This is a genomic window from Leptospira inadai serovar Lyme str. 10 (assembly GCF_000243675.2).
GTDB lineage: Bacteria > Spirochaetota > Leptospiria > Leptospirales > Leptospiraceae > Leptospira_B > Leptospira_B inadai.
Genome location: NZ_AHMM02000024.1, coordinates 194,841 through 214,504, shown reverse-complemented (window position 1 = coordinate 214,504; position 19,664 = coordinate 194,841). Strand labels below are relative to the sequence as shown.

The following is a 19,664-nucleotide window of genomic DNA, read 5'->3' as shown; positions in this document are numbered from 1 at the left end:
TTTATTTTCCTGAATTCTTCTTATGAGGCACGGTCTTCGCTTCCAAGTAGGAAATGAGAATCTTAGTAGGTTCCGCGAAACAGCCTCCGCTTAAATGATGCGGGTCTATAAATTTTTGACATTTTACCCGGCCTCTATACTCTTCTAGATCCAGAACCAACGTTTTCGGATATTCGAGTACTAATTGTTCTCTCAGGCGAATCCAATCGGGATAAAAAGGGGATTGTTTTACTTTTTCCGTAAATTTGGAATAGAGTAGAGGCGACCAGAGAACCACGGTTATTCCATTTTGAGAGGCCTTTTTTAAGAATTCTCGAAGAAAAGTGACCTGAGTTTCCGAGCGTTTATAATTTCGGTACGTATCTCTATGGATTCGTTCCGCTTCCGAATCCAATTTATCTTCGGGAGTGTTTGCCAGAAGAGTATTGGGAATTCCACCTTTAAATCGATCCGACTCGTCCGTCAATTTGCTTCGAATCGCCATTAAATAGGTAAGCTCTTCGGGATGCTTGAGTCTTGAGGCTGCTTCCTTAAATCTAGGCGGGAATACGGAAGTTCGAAATACCCTCGCTCTCAAAAAAGTGTCCCAATCGGTCGTAGAGAACACATTCCAATGTTCCAAGAAATACATCGAATCATAGGAATATCGTAACGCATATCGGTTGGCAAAGTCGGTAGCCGAATCCGGATAATATTCTAAAATCGCGAAATCCAACGGGATTTTTTGATCCAATAATCTTTCCAATGTATACGTATGAAACGAATACGGCGCGGAAGGAGCCGAGAGGTTATAAACGATCAGGTTCGGATTTTCTTTATGAATCTCGGAAAGTGAAATTTCTCCCATATGCGAGGTTCCGAAAAAAGTCATAACCTTTTGATCCGGAGATTTGGAATCGGTTTCCTTCTTCATCGTATCTAAAATACGACCCTTCATCTCGTAAAAATAATATTCTGCTCCCGATTCCGTATAAGGTCGAACCCATTCGGAAGATAAAAGTTTGTCCCAGAAGAAAGCCAAGGCCGCGATTCCGAGCGGAATCCAAAGAATCTTCCTATAGAAAAGAGGGAATTTAGCGTTCTTGGCGGTTGGCATAAATCTATCCTAAAATGCGAAGTAAATAAACTCTTGGCCCTTGCCGGCGTAATTTCCGAGGAAAAGAGCGCCGATTAGAAGGAAAGCAACGAGAAGTTTTCCTCGATTCCTATGAAACCACATCGGATATCGTTTCGGTTCTTCCAGGGCATGGAATAGGAGGCCGCCTAGAAGAAACGGTATGATTAAATCGAAAGATAGGAAGGCGGTTTTACTCTCGGGTTTAAATCCGAAAAATCCGTTCTTCAGAAAATATAAAGAATCCGTGATCGTAAATGCTCTAAAGAAAGCGACGGCGAAAACGAAAAGCAAGTACGTCCAGATCATCCGAATTCCTTGAAAAAATTTTCCCTGAGCCGGAAGAATCCGAATTCCATGCCGCTCCATAAACCGTTCGGTCGTTAAAAAGAATCCGTGCGAAACTCCCCACGCGATGTAAGTCCAATTGGCTCCATGCCAAAGTCCTCCCAAAGCGAATGTAATCGTTTGGTTTAGATTGGTGCGAAGTTCGGAGAGCCGGTTTCCCCCCAGTGCAAAATACACGTAATCGCGTAACCATGTTCCCAACGTGATATGCCAACGTCTCCATAGTTCGTGGACATTTCGGCTGAAGAAAGGGGAATGAAAGTTTCGCGGGATATTGAATCCGAATAATAAAGCGCATCCTCGAGCCACATCCGTATAACCCGAGAAGTCGGAATATACCTGCCAAGTGAACCCGTTTAGAGCTAAAAAGAGGGAAAGTCCTCCATATTCTTTCGGTCTAGCGAATACGGGGTCGATCAAAGCACCTATATTGTCGGCGATTAATAATTTCTTGCAGGCCCCTAGTCCTATCAGAAAGAGTCCCGTATAAATCGATGTTTTATGAATTCTTAAATGTTCCAAGCGTGGAAAAAAATCGCGGGCCCGCATGATCGGTCCTGCTACCAATTGCGGGAAGAAAAGTAAAAATAACGTAAAATGAAACAGACTCGTTCCTTCTTCCACTTTTCCCTTATATGCATCGATTATGTACGCCATGATTTGAAACGTATAAAAACTGATCGCCAGAGGGAGAATGATCCGAAAAGGCATGGAAGACGTATCGAACAAGGACCATTTCGTTACGTAAAAAAGATTATCCGTCACGAAATAAAAGTATTTAAAGATCGCTAAATTCAAAAGATCGATAACGAGTATGGTTCTAAGTAAAACCTTGCTCTTGGTCCGGATGATGGGTCCTAGAAATAGATAATTGAGAAAAACGATCCCGAGCAGATGAAGTAGAAATGGAGGATTCCAAGAGGCGTAAAAGACGAGAGAGGCGATTAAAAGAACCCATTCCCGAAATTTTCTGGAATTCCAAGTCCAGTAGACGATGTAGACGATCAGAAAAAATAAGAAGAAAAGGGTGGATGTAAAAATCATTTACTTTGTTTTCCCGTATGACCTAACGCCGAAGGGAGGTCCTTCACGATCGCTTCCGAAAATTTAATCATCCCTAATTTATTTAAATGGATTAAATCATAATAATAATCGCCGTTATTACCGCCATCCAAACTGGACTGATAATCCAATAAAATCGTCCCCGATTTGATTTTTTCCAATTCCTCTTTCCAGATCCGATTTCTTTCCGGAGTTCTCCATGCCCGCACTATATCGCTATAGGGGGCGAGGACCGCAATGATCCGAATATCCTTACCGTTTTGTTTTCCGATTCTACGAATATCATCGTGCAGAATTTTTAATCGGCTAAAAAATTTAGCAACAGCTGCGTCCGATCCTACGACTGTGGGGGTTTTTCTGGCCAATATGCAAGTATCCCAAACCGCCTTTTTGTGAAAATGATCCGAGCCTTGCGGAATCGGTTGTCCGTTGCTAGGATCGGTGGCTCTTAAACAGGATTCCACGTCTCTAGCTTCCGGGTACATGCTGATTCGAGCAAGGTTAGGATTTTCATAGGGCCATGGGTCGATCTTAGCTTCCTTTCTTCTTCTTCCGATATCCTTTAGCCGTTTTGACGGATCTAAAAAGAAATCGCGCATATCGCGTCGATACGCGATGCTTTTGAAGGTAAGAAAGGCCAGGTCATCGTAATTTACTCTGTAATCGAATTCGTAGATTTTCTTAAAGGCCACGCTTCTTTCTAGTTCGCTTAACATCGAGAGAGTGTGGATTTCCAAATTTTGCAAATCCAACCACGGTGTGGAAACTTCCAACACATGAATTACGGTATGCACGTTCTTGAACTGCGGGAGAAGTTTATGGACGATCGCGTCTTGCACGACTAATTCCGTTCCTTCCATCGCAAAGGATTGCATTCTCTCGCCGTAAGGTTCCAGCGTTTCGTTCAAGATTCTAAGAGAAAGGCCTTGGTGCGCTACGGAAGTCCCCAAAAGAACGACGGTGGGATCGAAAACGGCTTTCTTTTCCAGGACGTATTCGGTGTTTCTTACTACATTCGCGGCAAAAGAACCTTTCTTTAAATACGGTCTATAAACGCCCGCTTGGAGACAGAGGTCGAAACAGACAAGGATCAGAACGGGTATCCAAAACTTTCTGTCTCGAATTAGGCTTAAATATGGATTCATTTTCCCGATAACCTCAGAAATCGAAATACAGAAAGTTCTTACTTTCGGTAACACCGAATATCAAAAGTAAAAACGCGTTTGCTAAGAAGAACAGGATGAATTTTCTGCGATTCTCGACGATGGATTCGATCGTATTTTTAGAAAAATAGTAAGCCATCGTATAACAGACCGCCAATAGTAACCCGTATTCGAAATTTACGTAAGACTGAACCGATTGAATTCCTCCCGGCACGATGAAGAGGATGGACTTCATCATATCCCAGGATTTGGTCATCGTTTCGGCTCTAAATAGAATGAACCCGAAGGCGAGAAAGAACATTGTCAGAATACGGACGAAGATATCGTATGTTCTGCCGCCTTTTTCGTTGATCCATGCGGCAAATTTGGTCGCTCCGTATTCGCGATGAACGGCCAACATCACTCCTTGCCAAAGCCCCCATCCCACATAATGATAAGCCGCTCCATGCCAAACTCCCGCAAATAACCAGGTTATGAATAGGTTTCTATAAGTGATCAGGGTTCCTGCGCGGGACCCACCCAGCGGAATGTAAATATAGTCTCTTATCCATGTGGAGAAGGAAATATGCCATCTGCTCCAGTGATCCGCAATGTTTCTTGCAACCATCGGGAAGTTAAAGTTTGGATCGAATTTATATCCGAATAATCTCGCGACACCGATTGCAATGTCCGTGTAACCTGCAAAGTCGAAGTAGATCTGCCAACCGAAGGCCAAGGTCCCGGTCCAGATTTCTATCGGATTGAGGGTCGTATAATTCCTAAACGTAAAATCGGTAACTTTGCCGAGATTATCGGCAAAGACGATTTTCCGAGTGAAGCCCATCAGTATTTGGCAAAACGCGATTTCTATATCTTGTCGAGTAACGACAGGAGGATGATCCAAGTCTCGGAAGAAAGTATGAGCTCTCACGATGGGTCCCGCCACTAGTTGCGGGAAAAAAGAAACGTAAAGAGCAAAATCTAAGAACGACTTTCGGGCCTCCAACTGTTTCCGGAAAACGTCTATGGTATAACTCATAGATTGAAACGTGTAGAAGGAAATTCCCACGGGTAAAATGATCTTTAGGGGATCTATCTTTGTGGGCCCTAGATTTTGAATGTCGGCGAATACTTCCAAAAGAAAATTCGTATATTTAAAGTATCCTAGAATTCCGAGATTCGTGACTAAGGAACCGACTAAACAGATTTTCCGAAACTTATCGCTCACTCCTTCCCGACTCATCAAAAGAGCCGCAAAGTAATCCACGATCATCGACACGATTAAGATCAGTATATATAAATTGATCCCGAAATCGCAAAACGACTTATCGATCCAAAATTCGATCCAACTTCCGGTACGAAGATCGGCGCATTTGATTGTGGCCGGGTGCCAGGCGTTATAAAAGTAGAGACTTGCCAATAGGAGGAAGACTCTCCGATTGGTTCCTTTCAAAATCTTCGCTACGATCAAAACGATCGGCAAAAAAATCATGAAGTGGACGGAATTAAACAGCATGAGTGCGTCTTTCCTCGGTTCCTGAGCAGTTTTTTGCGGGAAGGGAAACCCACAACCCTATTTTAAAGTTCGGAAGGCTCTCATTCTTTTCCATAAACGGGCTCCGGTGTTATCGCCTTGTACTTGTCCTCGATTCCTTCGATAAAACTAACGGTCGGTCGTTCCGAACGAGGATAGGTTGAAAAAGTGAAATTTATACATAGAAGCAAAAGAAGATAGGCGAGCAACAAAATATGCCCGATTGCTCTCGTTCCGAAATACAAGTGTTCGAATAGGAAAGATCGTATTACTAATGCGGAAAAAATAAGGAGTCCTATTACGGTGGAAACCCAAAACTCGAAAAAATATCCTTCCCACCAAGTATAAAAAAACAAAGACGGGAGTAACCAGAGAGCAAGCAACGTCATCTCGATCTTAAAGTTTCGCCAAAGTCGAACGCAGTTAGCTAGAGCCAGTCCTATACAGGCTACCCAAAAGCCAAGATTCAAATTATAAGGTAAGGCTTTTAAATCCGTCGGATTCGCGATCTTGATTCTAAGTCCGTTCTTAACTCCTTCGAAGTTGAGAAAGGCGTCCCCGATGCCTCGATAGAAATTCATAACATAATCTTTGGCTCCTTTTGCTGCTCCCCATCTCTCTTGGGCCGCGTAAAGAAAGAGCCAATTTGCAAAATTCTTTTCGTTAGTCGGCGGTGAAGTGAGATCCCTCTCCAGAATGATAAAACCCACGAATAAATAAGAAAGTGTCAAAGTAAAAACGACTGCGATCAAATAGATCGGAATGAGTTTCATTTTTCGGGAGAATTCAAATTCGGCCCCTTGCCATTCTTTGGCAAACAACAAGGAGGCGGGTACGAGAGTTAAGAAGATGGTGTCCGACTGATGAAAATAAACGTTCCATACTTGCAGGAAGAACGCAAAAAATAATTTCCCCGTCGACCATCCGTGCTTCGCATTCCATACGCAAAATAGATACAGGCATGCAGTAAGGCAGGAGTGAATCAAAGGAGTATCGTTATGTTGAGCGTAGAACCAAAAGCCCTGAGTGCAATGGACTCCCAAGCCTAATAATACCGCTCCGACGAAGTCTTTGTACAACCTCCAATAGGTAGCCATGAGAACGAAAATAAATAGAATAGCGAAGAACAACGTTCTGAGTCGAAGGCCGAACATAAACGAATCGGGACCATGAATCCATCGCCAGAATTTCAGATACAAATATCCGGTACTTTCAAAGCCGATATGATGGGGATTGAAGAAGACTTTCCATGCTTTGTCCGTATTAATGTTATGCGCATAAACGATGGAGTCCCAGTCGTAATGCCTGGAAAGAAAACGAAGATCGAATAAAAAAAGTGCGCCTGCCAGGCATCCTAAAAATAGAAATCCTTCCCAAGGCAATCCCCGAACGGAAAGCGACTTGAGCCGGAGGAAAGGATAGAAAAGGATCTTTGTAAACGGATTCATCCTAGGAATGAAACAGCTCTTTCAAGAACTCCGAATTTTTGCGGGAAGAGAAATAAGGCGACTCCGCGATTAAAGAAACGTCTGCGCCCGGAGGTTGCAGAAAAAATACGAGTTTTTCCAGACCTAATAGCCTGCGTAAGACTCCGCCTTTATGCAGAATTTGTAATCCTGATTGATTCGGTTCCCAACGAACGGATTCTCCTCCTAACCAGCCTCTTCGGGTAAGTTTGAGTCTGGCTCCCTCCCAATATAGGTTATTGAATAGATTCTTATCCAAAAAACGAACCAAATCCAAGAAGAAGGCAAACGCTATATAACCGACGATAACTAGGGCAGAATACTTGTAAAGTTGCGGATCCAAAAGTAACTGCAGTTTCAATACTTTAGGAATTTGAAGGAATTCCACGAACTTAAACAACCAAGTAGCGATGATTTCCCTAAACGGTAGAATCAAATTTAGAAATCCTGCATATATTCCTATAGATAGTATTGCGGGGATCGGATTTTTACGAAGTTTTAAAGAAACCCTTTTCTTATCTCGTTCGTTGTTAGGGGCCTGAGCCCACTCCCACCAAGGTGAAAGTTTTTTCTCCGGAATTTTCGTACTACTCATACCCTTATTCCTCTATCTTCCCCGGTTTTCTTTTTCTATTTTTCCAGAGTGTCACAAGACCTTCCTCCACTTCTTGCGCGGTGGAATCCCAGGACCATTTCCTCGACTTACCGTCCCGCAATCGAACCCCTCTATCTCCGGCTTCCAACATCGCTTTGATCCATGCTTCCGTATCTTTCGGAGGTACGAAAAGGTCGATCTGCGAATCTAAGACCTCGTGAAAAACCGGAATATCCGAGGCGATGCAAGGTTTTTCTTCTTGGATTGCTTCTAAAAGAGGGAGGCCGAAACCCTCGTGCAGGGATGGAAACATAAAATAGGAACAATTTTTGTATAACCAACCCAATTCCCCGTCGCTGGGATTCTCGATAAAAAAAATCCCTTCGGATTCGAGCGAGCCGTTTCTAAGAATTTCGGTCAGACCTTCCGATTTCCAGCCCAGGCGTCCGGCGAGAACCAGGGAGAACGGATAATCGAGATTTTTCCTTTTCAGAGTTCGATATGCTTCCAGCAAGGTATTTAAATTTTTCCTAGGCTCCAGCGTTCCGACGGAAAAAAGGAAATTTTTCGGTAGGATTTTATTCGGGGGAACGACGTTTTCAAATCCTTGGGCACCGGGATATACCACTTGCAATTTACCCGCAACACTCGGTAAAAATTCCGCGATCTCTCTTTGAGTATTCTTGGAGAGACAAAATATTTTATCAGCCCGTTTCAGAGTCAGCGGAGAAAAAAATCGATGCTGCCAATAATTAGCGGTGGTCATCGTCTCCGGCGCCGAATGAAAATTTAGATCGTGATAATTAACCGCCATCGGGATGTTTCGACCGAATATCGGTAATAGTTGGAGAGTTCCCCAAAAAATATCGATCCTATGTTCGCGAAACGCGGACGGCATACTGAGATTCAACCAAAAAAGTCCCGGTAGTCGACTAGGAATGAAAACGGGGGCCTTCTTGGTTATTTCATGAAATACCGGATGAACGGGTTTATTGGAATAGAGATAGTATTCTAAGGGGGAATTTTCATTCAAAACTCGCTGGAGAATTTCCGCGAGGTAACGGGAATTTCCGTTGATTCCGTAAGCTAAAGGCCTAACATCCACCGCAATCCTAGGTTTATATTTTAAAGAATCTTTAACAATCATCTGTTGGCTAAATCGACTTCGGATCCGAATTGTTTTTGGACTCGATAAAAAAGATGCAGAAATACTGAATTACGGAAATGTAAAATAAAAAGGAAAACATCATCAGCAATTCCTCCGCGGCAGAGCCGATAATAGCTCGATTGAGAAGTAAAACCGCAAAAGAAAGAATTAGATACGTGCCTACCGACTTATTTTTGCCGAATAAGGATTTCCATTCCTCGCGATTCGGAAATCTTTCCGTCCTAGGCCAAAAGCCGGAAAGAGCAAACGCCGTCGGAAAAAGCAGGAATACGAATGCGTGAATCCAGGAAATTCCGCTAAATAATACGGAAAAGAAAAAGAGTCCGGATAACAGAAAACCGTCGGAGGCGCCCTTGTAAGCCCGATATAAATACGGCGCGGCTATTCCTATGGAAAGAATATTTCCGATCCATTTGATTTGATTTAAGGTAAGTTCGACCAACGGCATTCCGAATCGGCCTTGGTTCATGATATCCGCATATTGCAGGAAATATTTCGCCAAAGTGGAACTTAAGCTTTGGTTATTTTTCCAAGCCCGAATTGCCGGAGATTTTAGGTATTTCTCTAAAACGAGTTCGTACCAGGTTTGATTCATATTCCAGGTAAAGGAAGGCTCGAAGAAAGCCGGAAGAAATGCCCATAATGCCCCGAAGCCTAGCGCATAGAATAGAACGGAATATCTTCTTTTAACCAAAAAATAGAAGAGAAAAACCGCAGGAGTTATTTTAATCACGATTGCAAGCGCAAGCAGTAGTCCGGCCAACCAATCTTTTTTAACCGTAACGGAGGAAAGAATTAAGAAAATCAGAATGAAGCCGACTTGGTTGTTGTTTTGGTGATTTTCGATAAATCGAAAACACAGTAGAACGACTGCGGTGAGAAACAGGAATTGCCCGTCTCTTTTTAAGAATTTTCCGATCAGCAAAAGACTCGCAACGAGAGCTCCGAAGTTAAGACAAAAGAACACCGCGGATGAAACTTCATATTCTGAAAAAGAAAGAGGAATTAATAAAAATGCGAACGTAGGAGGATAAATATAGGCGCCTACATTATCCATTTTAGCCTGTAGACGTAGAAAAATTTCGGGTTTCAGAATATCGTTTAAGTTTAGCTTTCCGGATTTTAATTCCTTCGTCAGTTCTTCTAAGACGTCAAGATCATACAGATCTTTCTGGATTCTAAAATTTTTAGAAGCTTCGAAATAATCTTTAAAGTCAGTGTCTTGGGATACGTGACTCAGCCCGTTTAATAGGAGATACGCGAGCAGGGTTATAAAAAGGAGCAGGGGCCCCCTTTTTCGGAGATCGATCCGCATTCAGGTACTCTTTTCCGGAAGCCTCGAAAAGCCAACAAAATAACGATTCTCGGTTGCCGTCCGAACCGGAGAGAAAAATCGGTTTTCTTCAAGTCTCTTCGGTTTTTTTTGGAACTATGGAAATCCAGGATCTTTCCGAGTTCTCCTTCGATCTTCCGGAAAACCAAATTGCAAAGCATCCTTCCTCTCGCCGTGACGAGAGTCGGCTCCTAGTTCTTGATCGGAAAGAAGATACCTTACTCGAGGAAGTTTCATTCGCTTCCGTCAGAAACCATCTCAAGAAGGGGGATGTCCTTATTGCAAACACCGCTCGAGTCAGTAAACGTAGAGTTTATCTAAAAACGATTTCCGGACGCAGGCACGAGGCATTGTTTCTTTCCGGAGGAAACGATAATATTTGGAAGGCGTTGATTCGAAACTCCAAAAAGTTAAAGGAAGGAACTCCGTTAGTAGCGGAGGAATCGGCCTCGTTGGAATTCATCGTACTAAATAAGGAGGAAGAATTCACTTTTTTGAAATGTACGTCCGATTTTCGCGAGGAAGATTTTGAAAGTATCGGAAAGATCCCGATTCCTCCGTATTTCAAACGGGAAAGTTCCGAAGAAGATTCGATTCGTTATCAAACGGTCTACGCTAAGAATTTAGGTTCCGTCGCAGCACCCACCGCAGGATTGCACTTCACGACGGAATTGCTAAGCGAAATCAGAAATGCAGGAATCGATTTTGTGGAACTGGAATTGAGAGTCGGTTACGGGACGTTTCAACCCCTTTCGCAGGAACATTTTCGGGAGAAGAAGCTGCATGAAGAGTCGTACTTTATTTCCACGGAGGTCTCCGAAATTCTGAATTCCGCCAAGGAAGCCGGAAGAAGAATCGTCTCCGTAGGAACTACGACTCTTCGAGCTCTGGAATCCTCTTACGATCCGCAAACGAGGCGATTTCGAGCCGGAGAAGATACGACTCGATTATTCCTACAGCCCGGGGATCGGATATCGAGCTGCGACGGGTTAATCACGAATTTTCATTTGCCGGAAAGTAGTTTGCTTCTTCTCGTTTGCGCGTTTGCAGGTAAAGAGCGTGTATTATCCGCTTATCGTTACGCGGTAAAAAACGGATTTCGGTTCTTTTCCTATGGTGATGCGATGTTACTTCTCTAGAATATCCGTACGGATCCTACGCGCCGGATCGCTTATTTTTATTGAGCAAATCTCCTAGTAAAGAGAGTATGGGGGAAGTGTTACGCAAAGTTCTTCCCGCTCAGGCTCAGACTAAATTTAAAGCGCCTAAACCGAAACAGCTAAAAGGATTACCCGACTTCCTAGTCTTCCATAAAGAAGAGGTGAGAACCTTTCACCAAGCGCTTGAAAATCCGGAGCTTTTTCGGCATATTTTAATCACCGGTCCGGAGATAGAATCGAACCTTTTGCAATTCGCTCATTACCTTTCCGATATCGGAAAGAATCGGCCGGTAATCGCGGAGCCAACGCCGACTCTATTATCCTTGGCCGGCTTCCCCAATTCGGACAAATATCGTGCGGGACGAATCGCCGAGGCCGATGGGGGGCTTTTACTTTTGCCGCTACGTCCGTTAGTGGAAGATCCCGATTTATATTATTTTTTAAAAGGAGTTCTTTTAACCGGAAAGATAGATTTTCTTTCCCTACCGGAAGGGCCTGATTCCCGGCATATCAATCGATTTTACCCGAGCATTCAATCTAGATTTCGGCTCATTTTAATCGGAGAAGAGACGGAAGTAGATGCCATTTCCCAATTAGATCCGGATTTTTACGGCAGTTTCGATTTCAAAATTCATATGCCGTACGAAATCAATCTGACTGCCGCTTGGCTACCGGTATTCTCCGGGTTGGTCAAATCTTGGGAAAAACCCGGCTATCCTCCGATGGATCAAAGCGCCTTGGACGCCCTCTTAGAGCTGGCGCTGCGCTGGAACGATAGCCAAAGAAGATTGTCCTTACATTTATCCGAATTACGTTCCTTTGTAACGGAGGTTCTCGCTCTCAGTAAAAAAGGTCAGAGAGCGGTGAGCCGAATTCAGATAGAACGCGCGCCGGAGGAAATCCAAAAACGAACCGCCATTCATAAACGTAAATATATCGAGAATATTAAAGAGGGATTGATTGCCGTCCCGTTGAAAGGGAAAAAAACCGGGCGTATCAACGGATTATCCGTGATCTTATTACAGTCGTCTTTGTTGGATTTTGGGCAAGTAAACCAAGTTTCTGCAAGGGTTTCCTTAGGTACCGGAAACCTAATCAATATCGAAAGAGAAGTAAATCTTTCCGGTGATCTCCATGATAAAGGGGTATTCATTTTACAATCCTATATAAAAGGAATGTTTTCGCATATTCAGTCATTCGGTTTAGACGCTTCTATTTTGTTCGAACAAAATAGCTCTCCCATCGACGGAGATTCCGCAAGTTGTGCGGAACTCTTGGCGCTTCTATCGGCTCTTTCCGGTCTTGAGATCCCTTGTAATATAGCGGTAACCGGGGCTCTCTCCCAGTACGGGGATATCCTACCGGTAGGTTCCGTGAATACGAAAATACAGGCTTGGTATGACGTCACAAAGTTGAGCGGATCTCCCAGCGAAAGGTACACTGTCTATATCCCGAAAGATAATGTGCGGGATCTGAATTTACCTAGAGAAATACTGCATTCGATGCAAAAAGGGAAATTTCAAATCGTTTCTTGTTCTCATGTCGAAGATTTGATTCCGGAAATTTTCGGCGCTCCGGCGGGAAAGATGTCGAAGCCGGGTAATTATCCCGAAGGGAGTTTGTTTAGAATCATAGAAGAGCGAATCGATCGCAAGAGGGATGCCGAAGAACATTCATGATCTTCGGAGAAAGACTTGCTTACTAGGAGAGGCTAAAAATCCTTTCATGAAAACCGGAAATTCCGGGACGAAGAGGGATTGAATGTTCGGCGGAAAGAACTTAGAGAATCTAAAACAGATGAACCAGATGCGCGTTCGAATGAAGCGTCTGGAAAAAGAACTGCAAGCATTATCTTTCGAAGGAAAATCCAAGAACGATTTGGTTACATGCATATCGGACGGAAAACTCGTAGTGCAGGAAGTCCGAATCGAAGACGAGTTGTTGGCAAAGAACGACAAAAAACTATTACAGAAAAGTATAAAGCAGGCCGTAAACCAGTCCATCGAATCGGCTCAAAAAGCGGCAGAAGAAAGAATGGGAGAATTTCGGGGATTACTTTCCGGAACGCCTTAATCTTTTATTGGGAGAATCCCGGAAATTTGGCGGGAACCGAATTCACTTTTAAGAAATCATGAGGGCAGATCGGGTTCGGGGTATCCGAATCCGGTAATTGGATTCCTTGTCCATCCCCTGATGCATTCGTCCTTCCGTATGAAAAAGAAATACCTCCCGCTCTGTATGGTTCGGTATTTATCTGAATCGAATAATCGCTTCCGTTAAAATTTTTCTTCATTAAAAACAATCCCGGCGAAGCATTCACATTTTCTTGGTACAATTTTACGAGCTGAAATTGGCCCGGATTCAATGTAGGTAAGGGGACAATCTCCGGTAGTCTGCTCGGAGTGTATAAACCTTGCAGTTCTATTCCATCTTGATTCGCTCCGACAAACGGAAATCGGGTAATGATCGAGTCGATCGATTGCCGAAGTGCATCCGCCCCGATCGTATCCGTGCCGGCTTGAACCGTATCGGGGGACGTATCTCCGATGGACTGCCATAGGAAGGCGGCGAATATCCTGCGGAATGTGTCTCCCGATGTCGGTCCTAGAGAGCCCACAACAGGGTCTTGAGTCGAGTAGGCCTTAGAAGTTCTTCGAAATATTTCGAACAAACTGGTCGCGTCGACCGCGCGAACCCCCGCAGTTCCCTGTACACTAGCCTTGAAGAAGAGATCCCGCTCCGCAGTAGTATCGCCTGAAGAAAGATATACGTATTTCATAAACGGATAGGAAAACGCGTAATCGACGACCGAATTGTAATGTGCGGAACCGAAAATCGAAGAGCCATTGACTCCTCTTGCGCAAGCTCCGGGAATATTTCCCCGGTAACAATTGATTCTGGCCGTTTGAGGGGAGTATCCGGCTATATCGGATGCGACTTCGCTGGTTCCTTCGTTAATCCAAGTTTCGTCTCGATTTCCTCCTTGGGCCAAAGCGATCGCCTCGTATTGAAAGCGAACCAAGTGTTGGTATTCGTGGGACATCGTCGCTAAAAACGTGTCCGGTTTTCCGTTGGCCATATCTCTATTTCTTAGGGCCACTAATTGTACCCCATCCAAATATAACATGTCCCGGAAATTGGATCGGATCCGGGATGTAAGCGAATCGGGATAATAATCGGCCGGGTCGAAATATCCCGCTACAAATGACCCACCCGGCGAACTTCCGTCTCGGATATCGAGTACTAAAATCGTCACCTTTCCGTTCTTATCCAGATCGTTGGGAACGCCGAAAGCCGCTTCCAACCTAGGGTGTATCCGAGTATCGAATTCCGTCGCTATATTCTGATAATTTAATGCATTTATCAAAGAAGGTTCTGCGTAAACGTTAATATATTGCCCGGAAGCCACGAGATTCGTCTGAGTGCAATAGGATGTGTTCGATACTAGATCTCTCGCCCAGAATGCGCCGTCACCGTTGCAATTGGGAGAAGAAGCAACTAAGGACAAAAGTTGACTAATCGCCGGGGAATATTCGGAATGTTCCGATTTCGAGTGGATAAAAGCGGTACAAAAATTGACGCAGGACGAAACTAGTAGAATGAAAGTGAACGGACGCAGCAGTCTTACGAAGCCGACTTCCAGTGGCGGTCGGTTCGGAACTAGCGCCGGTTCTCGATTATAGAACCTGTTCATTGATAGTCGTCGTCCCAGATAGGAATCTGCTTTACTCGCTTGAGCCCTATCTTAGAGTCAATTAGGAAAGACATTATTGTTGGAGCAAGTCGCATTGGACTTTTCGATTTTTTCTCGTTGGAAATTTTTTTCCTTCTGTGGAAATTTATTTCTTATCTCTTTGTTTTCTTTCCAATGTTCCTTTCGTCCTTCTCCTATAGATCGTTCGGACTCGATGGATTACCCCGAAGGGATTACTACCTTGCCGGAAGATGGAGAATATTTTTCTAAGATACAAAGTATCTCGACTGGATTCTATATAAGACAAATTTACCTGAATACAAAAAGAGGACGGCCCGAATTTTTGCTCAGCCAGCTCTCAGTCACCGAAGCCAAGAATTGGGAAGAAACTAGATTCGAAGGGAAACTCGTCGCCGATCCTAAGGGAAGAGGATACCGTTTCCGACCGAAACTTTGCAGAATGTTCACTAGCAAAGGAAGCGGAGATCGTTGGACATTGACTCGGGCCTACGAGTGCGACCATTTTGAATTTCTAATATGGAAGTCGGGGCAGAATCAAATCCGTTTAATTCCGGGACCCGAAGGCGAGGAGGAAGGAATCCAACTGGGAAGATCCGCCTCCTCCGCTCCGAATCGAGTTGCGGCCGTCGTATTGTTCGCAAAACGAGGAATTTTGGAAATTTGGGGAATGCGTCTTTCCAAGGTTCGGAAAGGCGCTGCAGTTGTATTAGAAAAACCGGATGGAAAAAGACGAAGCCTGACATCTTTGATAACGGTGGAAACTACGGGAGAAATTCAGGCCGACGGATTAAGTATTTCCGGCGGCGATCTTATTTTATACACGAATCCGGGAGAGGCCTCGCCTCTGGCCTATGAATAAACCGGCTTTTATCTATCTAATCCGGTTTCGGAACTTAGAATTTTGCGCATTCCGGGAAAGATTTTTAGATATGGTAATTTCTTTCGGAGACCGCTGATTTCTTCGTCGGCGACGGAAGTCCGGTCCAATTGTAAATGCATGAGTTCGTTTAATCCGTATAACGGAGCAAGATTCGAAACTTTGGTTCCCTGAAGATACAATTCCCTTAGTTGCAAACAGTTTGCCAAAGGTCGAAGATCGGAAACGGAAGTATTTCGAAGCTCTAAATGTCTTACAGCGCATCCGAAGCCCAGAAATTCAAGCCTAGAAACCTTGGTGTTAGAAAGTTCGATTCGAGTGAGTCGATTCCAACCAGAATACGTCGCTATATCGATATCCGCTATCGGGTTTCCGTTAAGGATAATTGAATCCAGCTTGGGTTGCTTTTCTAACGGTTTGAAATCGCGGACGCTTGTACCGCTAAGATTGATATACCGAAGGCGGGGGAGTTGCGGTAACTCCTCCAGAGAGGAAAGATTCGAAAGCGGAAATTCCAAGATTTCCACTTTCTGAAACGAAGAGAGATCTCGGAGCGACGGGGCTTGGTCAAATCCGATCCATCGAGTTTCCACCGGATAATAACCCAATGTTTTTCCGGCCGGAGTCCGGATCGGCAATCCCGATTTTGTAGAAAATAAGCATCCGATTGAAATGATTCCTAGAAGAATCGCAACTCCTCTCATAACTGAACCGTAACGACCAAGGCTTTCCTGGAAACACGAATTTACGGAGTTAGGCGGCGGATTCGGAGTTCCCACCTTAGATCGGACGGAGTGAAATCTCGGAAATTAATGATAATTAATTATCATTAATAGTTGACAAAAATAGGATCTTCGAAACGCTAAAATTCATGCTAGTTTCTCGCCGACTTCCAGTTACGGTCCTATCTGGATTCCTGGGTTCCGGAAAAACCACCGTATTAAATCACATTTTAAAAAATCGCGAAGGTCTCAAAGTTGCAGTCATCGTAAACGATATGAGCGAAGTGAATATCGATGCGAACCTGATAAAATCCGGGGGGGCTCAGCTATCCCGTACGGAAGAAACTTTGGTCGAACTTTCCAACGGTTGTATCTGCTGTACGTTGCGAGAAGATTTATTAAACGAAATCTCTAAGCTGGCCAAAGACGGTAAATTCGATTACCTGCTCATCGAATCCACAGGCATTGCCGAACCGCTTCCGGTGGCGGAAACCTTTACGTTCGAAGACGAATCCGGTTTTTCCCTCTCCCAAATCGCGGATTTGGATACGATGGTGACGGTCATCGATGCTTGGAATTTTCTAAAGGATTATTCCTCGTCCGAAGATCTTTCCGACCGAGATTTAGCCGCGAACGAGGAAGATACGAGAACAATCGTTGATCTTTTAATCGAGCAAGTGGAATTCGCAAACGTTCTTCTGATCAATAAGACGGATTTGGTTTCGCAGGAGGAGTTACTCAATCTGGCCTCTATTCTGAAACGCCTGAACCCGGACGCTCTCATAATTCCCGTACGAGAAGGGAAAGTGGACCCAAAGCTTATTTTAAATACTGGCCGATTCGATTTTTTAAAAGCGGCGGAGGCTCCGGGTTGGTTAAAAGAGCTTAGGGGAGAACATCTACCGGAGACGGAAGAGTTCGGAGTTAGTTCCTTTGTATACCGTGCAAGAAGGCCGTTTCATCCTCATAGGTTTTGGGACATCCTGCAGGAGGAATGGCCCGGAGTAATCCGTTCCAAAGGATTTTTTTGGTTGGCCACTCGACCGGATTGGGTAGGCGGATGGTCTCAAGCGGGAGGTGCCTGTAGAACTGAAAACGCGGGACTCTGGTGGGCAGCTACTCCTCGATCGGAATGGCCCGAAAAAGATGCGGAAAAGGAAATCCTATCGCAATGGCAGGAACCGTACGGGGATCGGAGGCAGGAAATCGTGCTAATCGGAGTTGACATGGACCACGAAGAAATCACAAGCTTACTAGACGGTTGTCTCGTCACCGCGGAAGAATTTTCTTACGGTCCGAGCGGTTGGGAATCCTTTTCGGATCCGTTTCCTGATTGGGAAATTCGGATGGAGGAAGAACTCGAAAATCCGTCCCGATAAATTGGCAAGAGCGGAAAGAATTCTTCCTTTTGCTCGAAAATTTATCATAAATTGTATTCCCGGTTTACTTGGGATCCCCAAATGAACGAAGATAAGAAAGCCGCGTCTCGGAAGACAAAACAAAAAGAGGAAATTTTTCGTGTGATTCAGGATGCGAAAGGTCCTCTTTCCGTAAAGGAAATCTACGACCTTTCTAAAATCACGGTAAAGAATATCGGAATAGCGACGGTCTACCGGACCGTACATAACCTATTGGAATCCGAAAAAATTCACGAGATAAAGCTTCCCGGAGAATCTTCTCGTTTCGAAACGAGCCATTTGGATCACCACCATCATTTTCACTGTATCAGATGCGATCGAGTGTTCGATGTGGAAGTTTGTCCTTTCCCGATCGAAAACTTACCCAAAGGATTTCGCGTAGACTCCCATGAGATTATTCTTTATGGGGTTTGCTCCGAATGTAACCTAACCGGCAAATGACTGAAAGATTTTTCAAACTACGCGTGCTCGGATTGAGCATCGCGTTCCTTGCATTTTTTTCCTTTTTAGATAGGATCGTTTTCCCTTTTGTTTTATTTCATTTTCCGAACGAATTGGAATGGGACACATCGCCTTGGTTTAACTTCTTGGAGAAAAGAAATAGGATCCGATTCAAAGAGGATGAGGACGGGGTTTTGGTCGTCGGGAGCAGTGTCGCTTTATATTCCGTGTTTCCGGAAATGATTACCGCGCATTTTCAAAAGAACGGAAGCGATTCTTCCAAAAAAGTAAAAGCGGAATTTTACGCGCATCCGGCCCTCACTCCATCCGATTTCTATTTCTATCGAAAAGACATCGCATCCAAAAAACCCGAACTCGTTTTCTACGTTCTGAACCCGGCCGATTTTCAATTGGATTACTTAGTCGGAGAAGACGAACTGGAATCCGGAAAACCGGATATGTCGGTAGGATTCGACGAAAACCGCTTATTTATAGATTTCAGCACCGGCAGGCATCAAAACCGAATCCTATATCCGGCGGAGTTTTTGAGCGACAATAGTTTTAAAATTTTGGAATTAGGAAAACCCCAATTTCTAGGGCTTTTATCCAGATCCTTATTTCTTTTAACTCGGTATCGAAGTTTCGTATATGATCCGTTTGACTCTTTCATCGAACACCATTTTCGCAGCGGTCGATCGTATCATTATTATACGGGAATTCTGCCGAACGAAGGAATTTATTTGAGAGGTTGGACCAGGCCTAAATTTCATATCGATTGCGAAACGAAGGACGGCCATTTTAAAGAAAGCATCTTTCTGCAGCATGAAAAAACCCGTGTAAGAATCTTCCAGGAGAGGCCCGAGGAGACTTTAATATTCGATAAGACATTCGAAAAAGCGGGATGGTCCAATTTAGATTTGGAGTTTCCGGGAACGATGGGTAAGATTTCACTTCGGTTCGAAACGGATAAACCAGTCTCTTCCAACGAAGTCGATAGAAGAATTTTCGGGACGGAGGAGATATACGGAATCCGATTATCTCAGAATTTTTGTCGTAAAGAGATCGGAAGTAATATCTCCTATACGAGAATTCCCGGAATAGACGACTCCAGGATCGCGGATCTGAATGACGACGCATATGCGGAAGATTATGAGAAAAGAATTTACCGGAACGAGGATGCGGAGTCGGCATTAACCCGTTTAAAAGTGATCAGAATCGCAAAGGAAAAACTAGGCGGTTCTAAAGGGTTCTTTACCTGGTCCGAATTGGAATATCTCAAAAAAGGAGTCCGGTATCTGGAAGACCAAGGAATTAAGGTGATGATCGTGAATTCCGCCGAGAACCCGATCGAGAGAGTCGTATATGAAAACAGCCCCTGGTATAAAGGATACCTGTCGTATTTACGGTCACTGGGTTCGAAACATTATTCGTTCCGGGATGCTAGAGACGTGGCGAGGGATAAAAGGGATTTTCTGGATCCGCATCATCTGACGTATTCCGCCGCTCGAACCTCGACGGAAACGTTCTCATCCTGGATCGCCGAAGAAATTCACGCGGAGAAATAAGGGG

At 44.2% G+C, this 19,664-nt stretch carries 17 protein-coding genes; 7 read left to right on the top strand and 10 right to left on the bottom strand.

Translation table 11 applies throughout. The features are described from left to right. Position 1 precedes the first annotated feature (1 nt). From LEP1GSC047_RS14850 to LEP1GSC047_RS14815, 8 genes are all read right to left on the bottom strand, one after another. Positions 2 to 1,096, bottom strand: a complete 1,095-nt coding sequence (locus LEP1GSC047_RS14850) for a DUF1574 family protein (RefSeq protein ID WP_010409726.1) — start codon at positions 1,094 to 1,096, stop codon at positions 2 to 4. 9 nt (positions 1,097 to 1,105) lie between these two features. Next, a complete protein-coding gene (locus LEP1GSC047_RS14845; protein ID WP_010409723.1) occupies positions 1,106 to 2,506 on the bottom strand; it encodes an MBOAT family O-acyltransferase in 1,401 nt (466 codons plus the stop codon). After that, positions 2,503 to 3,669, bottom strand: coding sequence for an SGNH/GDSL hydrolase family protein (locus LEP1GSC047_RS14840; protein ID WP_010409720.1), 1,167 nt, complete (start codon positions 3,667 to 3,669; stop codon positions 2,503 to 2,505). The genes LEP1GSC047_RS14845 and LEP1GSC047_RS14840 overlap by 4 nt, the downstream gene beginning before the upstream one ends. 13 nt (positions 3,670 to 3,682) lie before the next feature. Beyond that, the gene (locus LEP1GSC047_RS14835) at positions 3,683 to 5,182 is read right to left on the bottom strand and encodes an MBOAT family O-acyltransferase (RefSeq protein WP_010409718.1); all 1,500 of its coding nucleotides are present in this window, start codon (positions 5,180 to 5,182) and stop codon (positions 3,683 to 3,685) included. Between the two features lie 80 nt (positions 5,183 to 5,262). Continuing rightward, on the bottom strand, positions 5,263 to 6,648 hold the full coding sequence (locus LEP1GSC047_RS14830) for a hypothetical protein (protein WP_010409717.1): 1,386 nt from the start codon (positions 6,646 to 6,648) through the stop codon (positions 5,263 to 5,265). Position 6,649: 1 nt separating this feature from the next. After that, complete coding sequence (locus LEP1GSC047_RS14825) at positions 6,650 to 7,261, bottom strand: LIC20162 family protein (RefSeq protein ID WP_010409714.1); 612 nt, start codon at positions 7,259 to 7,261, stop codon at positions 6,650 to 6,652. A 4-nt stretch (positions 7,262 to 7,265) separates the two neighbouring features. Further along, positions 7,266 to 8,408 (bottom strand): glycosyltransferase family 4 protein, encoded by a 1,143-nt coding sequence (locus LEP1GSC047_RS14820; protein ID WP_010409711.1) that lies wholly within the window; start codon positions 8,406 to 8,408, stop codon positions 7,266 to 7,268. A gap of 7 nt (positions 8,409 to 8,415) precedes the next feature. After that, positions 8,416 to 9,744, bottom strand: a complete 1,329-nt coding sequence (locus tag LEP1GSC047_RS14815; RefSeq protein ID WP_010409708.1) for a glycosyltransferase family 87 protein — start codon at positions 9,742 to 9,744, stop codon at positions 8,416 to 8,418. 116 nt (positions 9,745 to 9,860) lie between these two features. Here LEP1GSC047_RS14815 and queA point away from each other — a divergent pair, with 116 nt between their 5' ends. The 3 genes from queA (at position 9,861) to LEP1GSC047_RS14800 (ending at position 12,995) form a co-directional block, all read left to right on the top strand. Then, on the top strand, positions 9,861 to 10,901 hold the full coding sequence (gene queA / locus LEP1GSC047_RS14810; protein WP_039935282.1) for a tRNA preQ1(34) S-adenosylmethionine ribosyltransferase-isomerase QueA: 1,041 nt from the start codon (positions 9,861 to 9,863) through the stop codon (positions 10,899 to 10,901). Between the two features lie 77 nt (positions 10,902 to 10,978). Next, positions 10,979 to 12,601: a S16 family serine protease gene (locus LEP1GSC047_RS14805; protein WP_039935280.1), complete on the top strand. Its 1,623-nt coding sequence runs from the start codon at positions 10,979 to 10,981 to the stop codon at positions 12,599 to 12,601. Positions 12,602 to 12,683: 82 nt separating this feature from the next. Continuing rightward, positions 12,684 to 12,995, top strand: a complete 312-nt coding sequence (locus tag LEP1GSC047_RS14800; RefSeq protein WP_010409699.1) for a YbaB/EbfC family nucleoid-associated protein — start codon at positions 12,684 to 12,686, stop codon at positions 12,993 to 12,995. A 4-nt stretch (positions 12,996 to 12,999) separates the two neighbouring features. Here LEP1GSC047_RS14800 and LEP1GSC047_RS14795 read toward each other — a convergent pair whose 3' ends face one another. Next, positions 13,000 to 14,616: a hypothetical protein gene (locus LEP1GSC047_RS14795; RefSeq protein ID WP_010409696.1), complete on the bottom strand. Its 1,617-nt coding sequence runs from the start codon at positions 14,614 to 14,616 to the stop codon at positions 13,000 to 13,002. A gap of 214 nt (positions 14,617 to 14,830) precedes the next feature. Between LEP1GSC047_RS14795 and LEP1GSC047_RS14790 the strand changes: the two genes are divergently transcribed. After that, the gene (locus LEP1GSC047_RS14790; protein WP_238325596.1) at positions 14,831 to 15,496 is read left to right on the top strand and encodes a hypothetical protein; all 666 of its coding nucleotides are present in this window, start codon (positions 14,831 to 14,833) and stop codon (positions 15,494 to 15,496) included. A gap of 8 nt (positions 15,497 to 15,504) precedes the next feature. Here the strand turns inward: LEP1GSC047_RS14790 and LEP1GSC047_RS14785 are convergent, their stop codons facing one another. After that, a complete protein-coding gene (locus tag LEP1GSC047_RS14785) occupies positions 15,505 to 16,218 on the bottom strand; it encodes a leucine-rich repeat domain-containing protein (RefSeq protein WP_020988916.1) in 714 nt (237 codons plus the stop codon). 167 nt (positions 16,219 to 16,385) lie between these two features. Between LEP1GSC047_RS14785 and zigA the strand changes: the two genes are divergently transcribed. The 3 genes from zigA to LEP1GSC047_RS14770 all read left to right on the top strand — a co-directional run bounded on the left by zigA (position 16,386) and on the right by LEP1GSC047_RS14770 (position 19,660). Next, positions 16,386 to 17,615 (top strand): zinc metallochaperone GTPase ZigA, encoded by a 1,230-nt coding sequence (zigA, locus tag LEP1GSC047_RS14780; RefSeq protein WP_010409687.1) that lies wholly within the window; start codon positions 16,386 to 16,388, stop codon positions 17,613 to 17,615. An 81-nt stretch (positions 17,616 to 17,696) separates the two neighbouring features. Continuing rightward, positions 17,697 to 18,095, top strand: coding sequence for a Fur family transcriptional regulator (locus tag LEP1GSC047_RS14775; protein WP_020988941.1), 399 nt, complete (start codon positions 17,697 to 17,699; stop codon positions 18,093 to 18,095). Beyond that, positions 18,092 to 19,660, top strand: coding sequence for a hypothetical protein (locus tag LEP1GSC047_RS14770; RefSeq protein WP_010409681.1), 1,569 nt, complete (start codon positions 18,092 to 18,094; stop codon positions 19,658 to 19,660). Before LEP1GSC047_RS14775 ends, LEP1GSC047_RS14770 begins: the two co-directional genes overlap by 4 nt. Positions 19,661 to 19,664 lie beyond the last annotated feature (4 nt).

Bases quoted from the DNA above. Each gene is read 5' to 3' on its own strand.
- LEP1GSC047_RS14815 (WP_010409708.1), bottom strand. From the start codon at position 9,744: ATGCGGATCGATCTCCGAAAAAGGGGGCCCCTGCTCCTTTTTATAACC.
- LEP1GSC047_RS14830 (WP_010409717.1), bottom strand. From the start codon at position 6,648: ATGAATCCGTTTACAAAGATCCTTTTCTATCCTTTCCTCCGGCTCAAG.
- LEP1GSC047_RS14775 (WP_020988941.1), top strand. From the start codon at position 17,697: ATGAACGAAGATAAGAAAGCCGCGTCTCGGAAGACAAAACAAAAAGAG.
- LEP1GSC047_RS14850 (WP_010409726.1), bottom strand. From the start codon at position 1,096: ATGCCAACCGCCAAGAACGCTAAATTCCCTCTTTTCTATAGGAAGATT.
- LEP1GSC047_RS14795 (WP_010409696.1), bottom strand. From the start codon at position 14,616: ATGAACAGGTTCTATAATCGAGAACCGGCGCTAGTTCCGAACCGACCG.
- LEP1GSC047_RS14840 (WP_010409720.1), bottom strand. From the start codon at position 3,669: ATGAATCCATATTTAAGCCTAATTCGAGACAGAAAGTTTTGGATACCC.
- LEP1GSC047_RS14785 (WP_020988916.1), bottom strand. From the start codon at position 16,218: ATGAGAGGAGTTGCGATTCTTCTAGGAATCATTTCAATCGGATGCTTA.
- LEP1GSC047_RS14790 (WP_238325596.1), top strand. From the start codon at position 14,831: ATGGATTACCCCGAAGGGATTACTACCTTGCCGGAAGATGGAGAATAT.
- LEP1GSC047_RS14770 (WP_010409681.1), top strand. From the start codon at position 18,092: ATGACTGAAAGATTTTTCAAACTACGCGTGCTCGGATTGAGCATCGCG.
- zigA (WP_010409687.1), top strand. From the start codon at position 16,386: ATGCTAGTTTCTCGCCGACTTCCAGTTACGGTCCTATCTGGATTCCTG.
- LEP1GSC047_RS14845 (WP_010409723.1), bottom strand. From the start codon at position 2,506: ATGATTTTTACATCCACCCTTTTCTTCTTATTTTTTCTGATCGTCTAC.
- LEP1GSC047_RS14820 (WP_010409711.1), bottom strand. From the start codon at position 8,408: ATGATTGTTAAAGATTCTTTAAAATATAAACCTAGGATTGCGGTGGAT.
- LEP1GSC047_RS14825 (WP_010409714.1), bottom strand. From the start codon at position 7,261: ATGAGTAGTACGAAAATTCCGGAGAAAAAACTTTCACCTTGGTGGGAG.
- LEP1GSC047_RS14800 (WP_010409699.1), top strand. From the start codon at position 12,684: ATGTTCGGCGGAAAGAACTTAGAGAATCTAAAACAGATGAACCAGATG.
- queA (WP_039935282.1), top strand. From the start codon at position 9,861: ATGGAAATCCAGGATCTTTCCGAGTTCTCCTTCGATCTTCCGGAAAAC.
- LEP1GSC047_RS14835 (WP_010409718.1), bottom strand. From the start codon at position 5,182: ATGCTGTTTAATTCCGTCCACTTCATGATTTTTTTGCCGATCGTTTTG.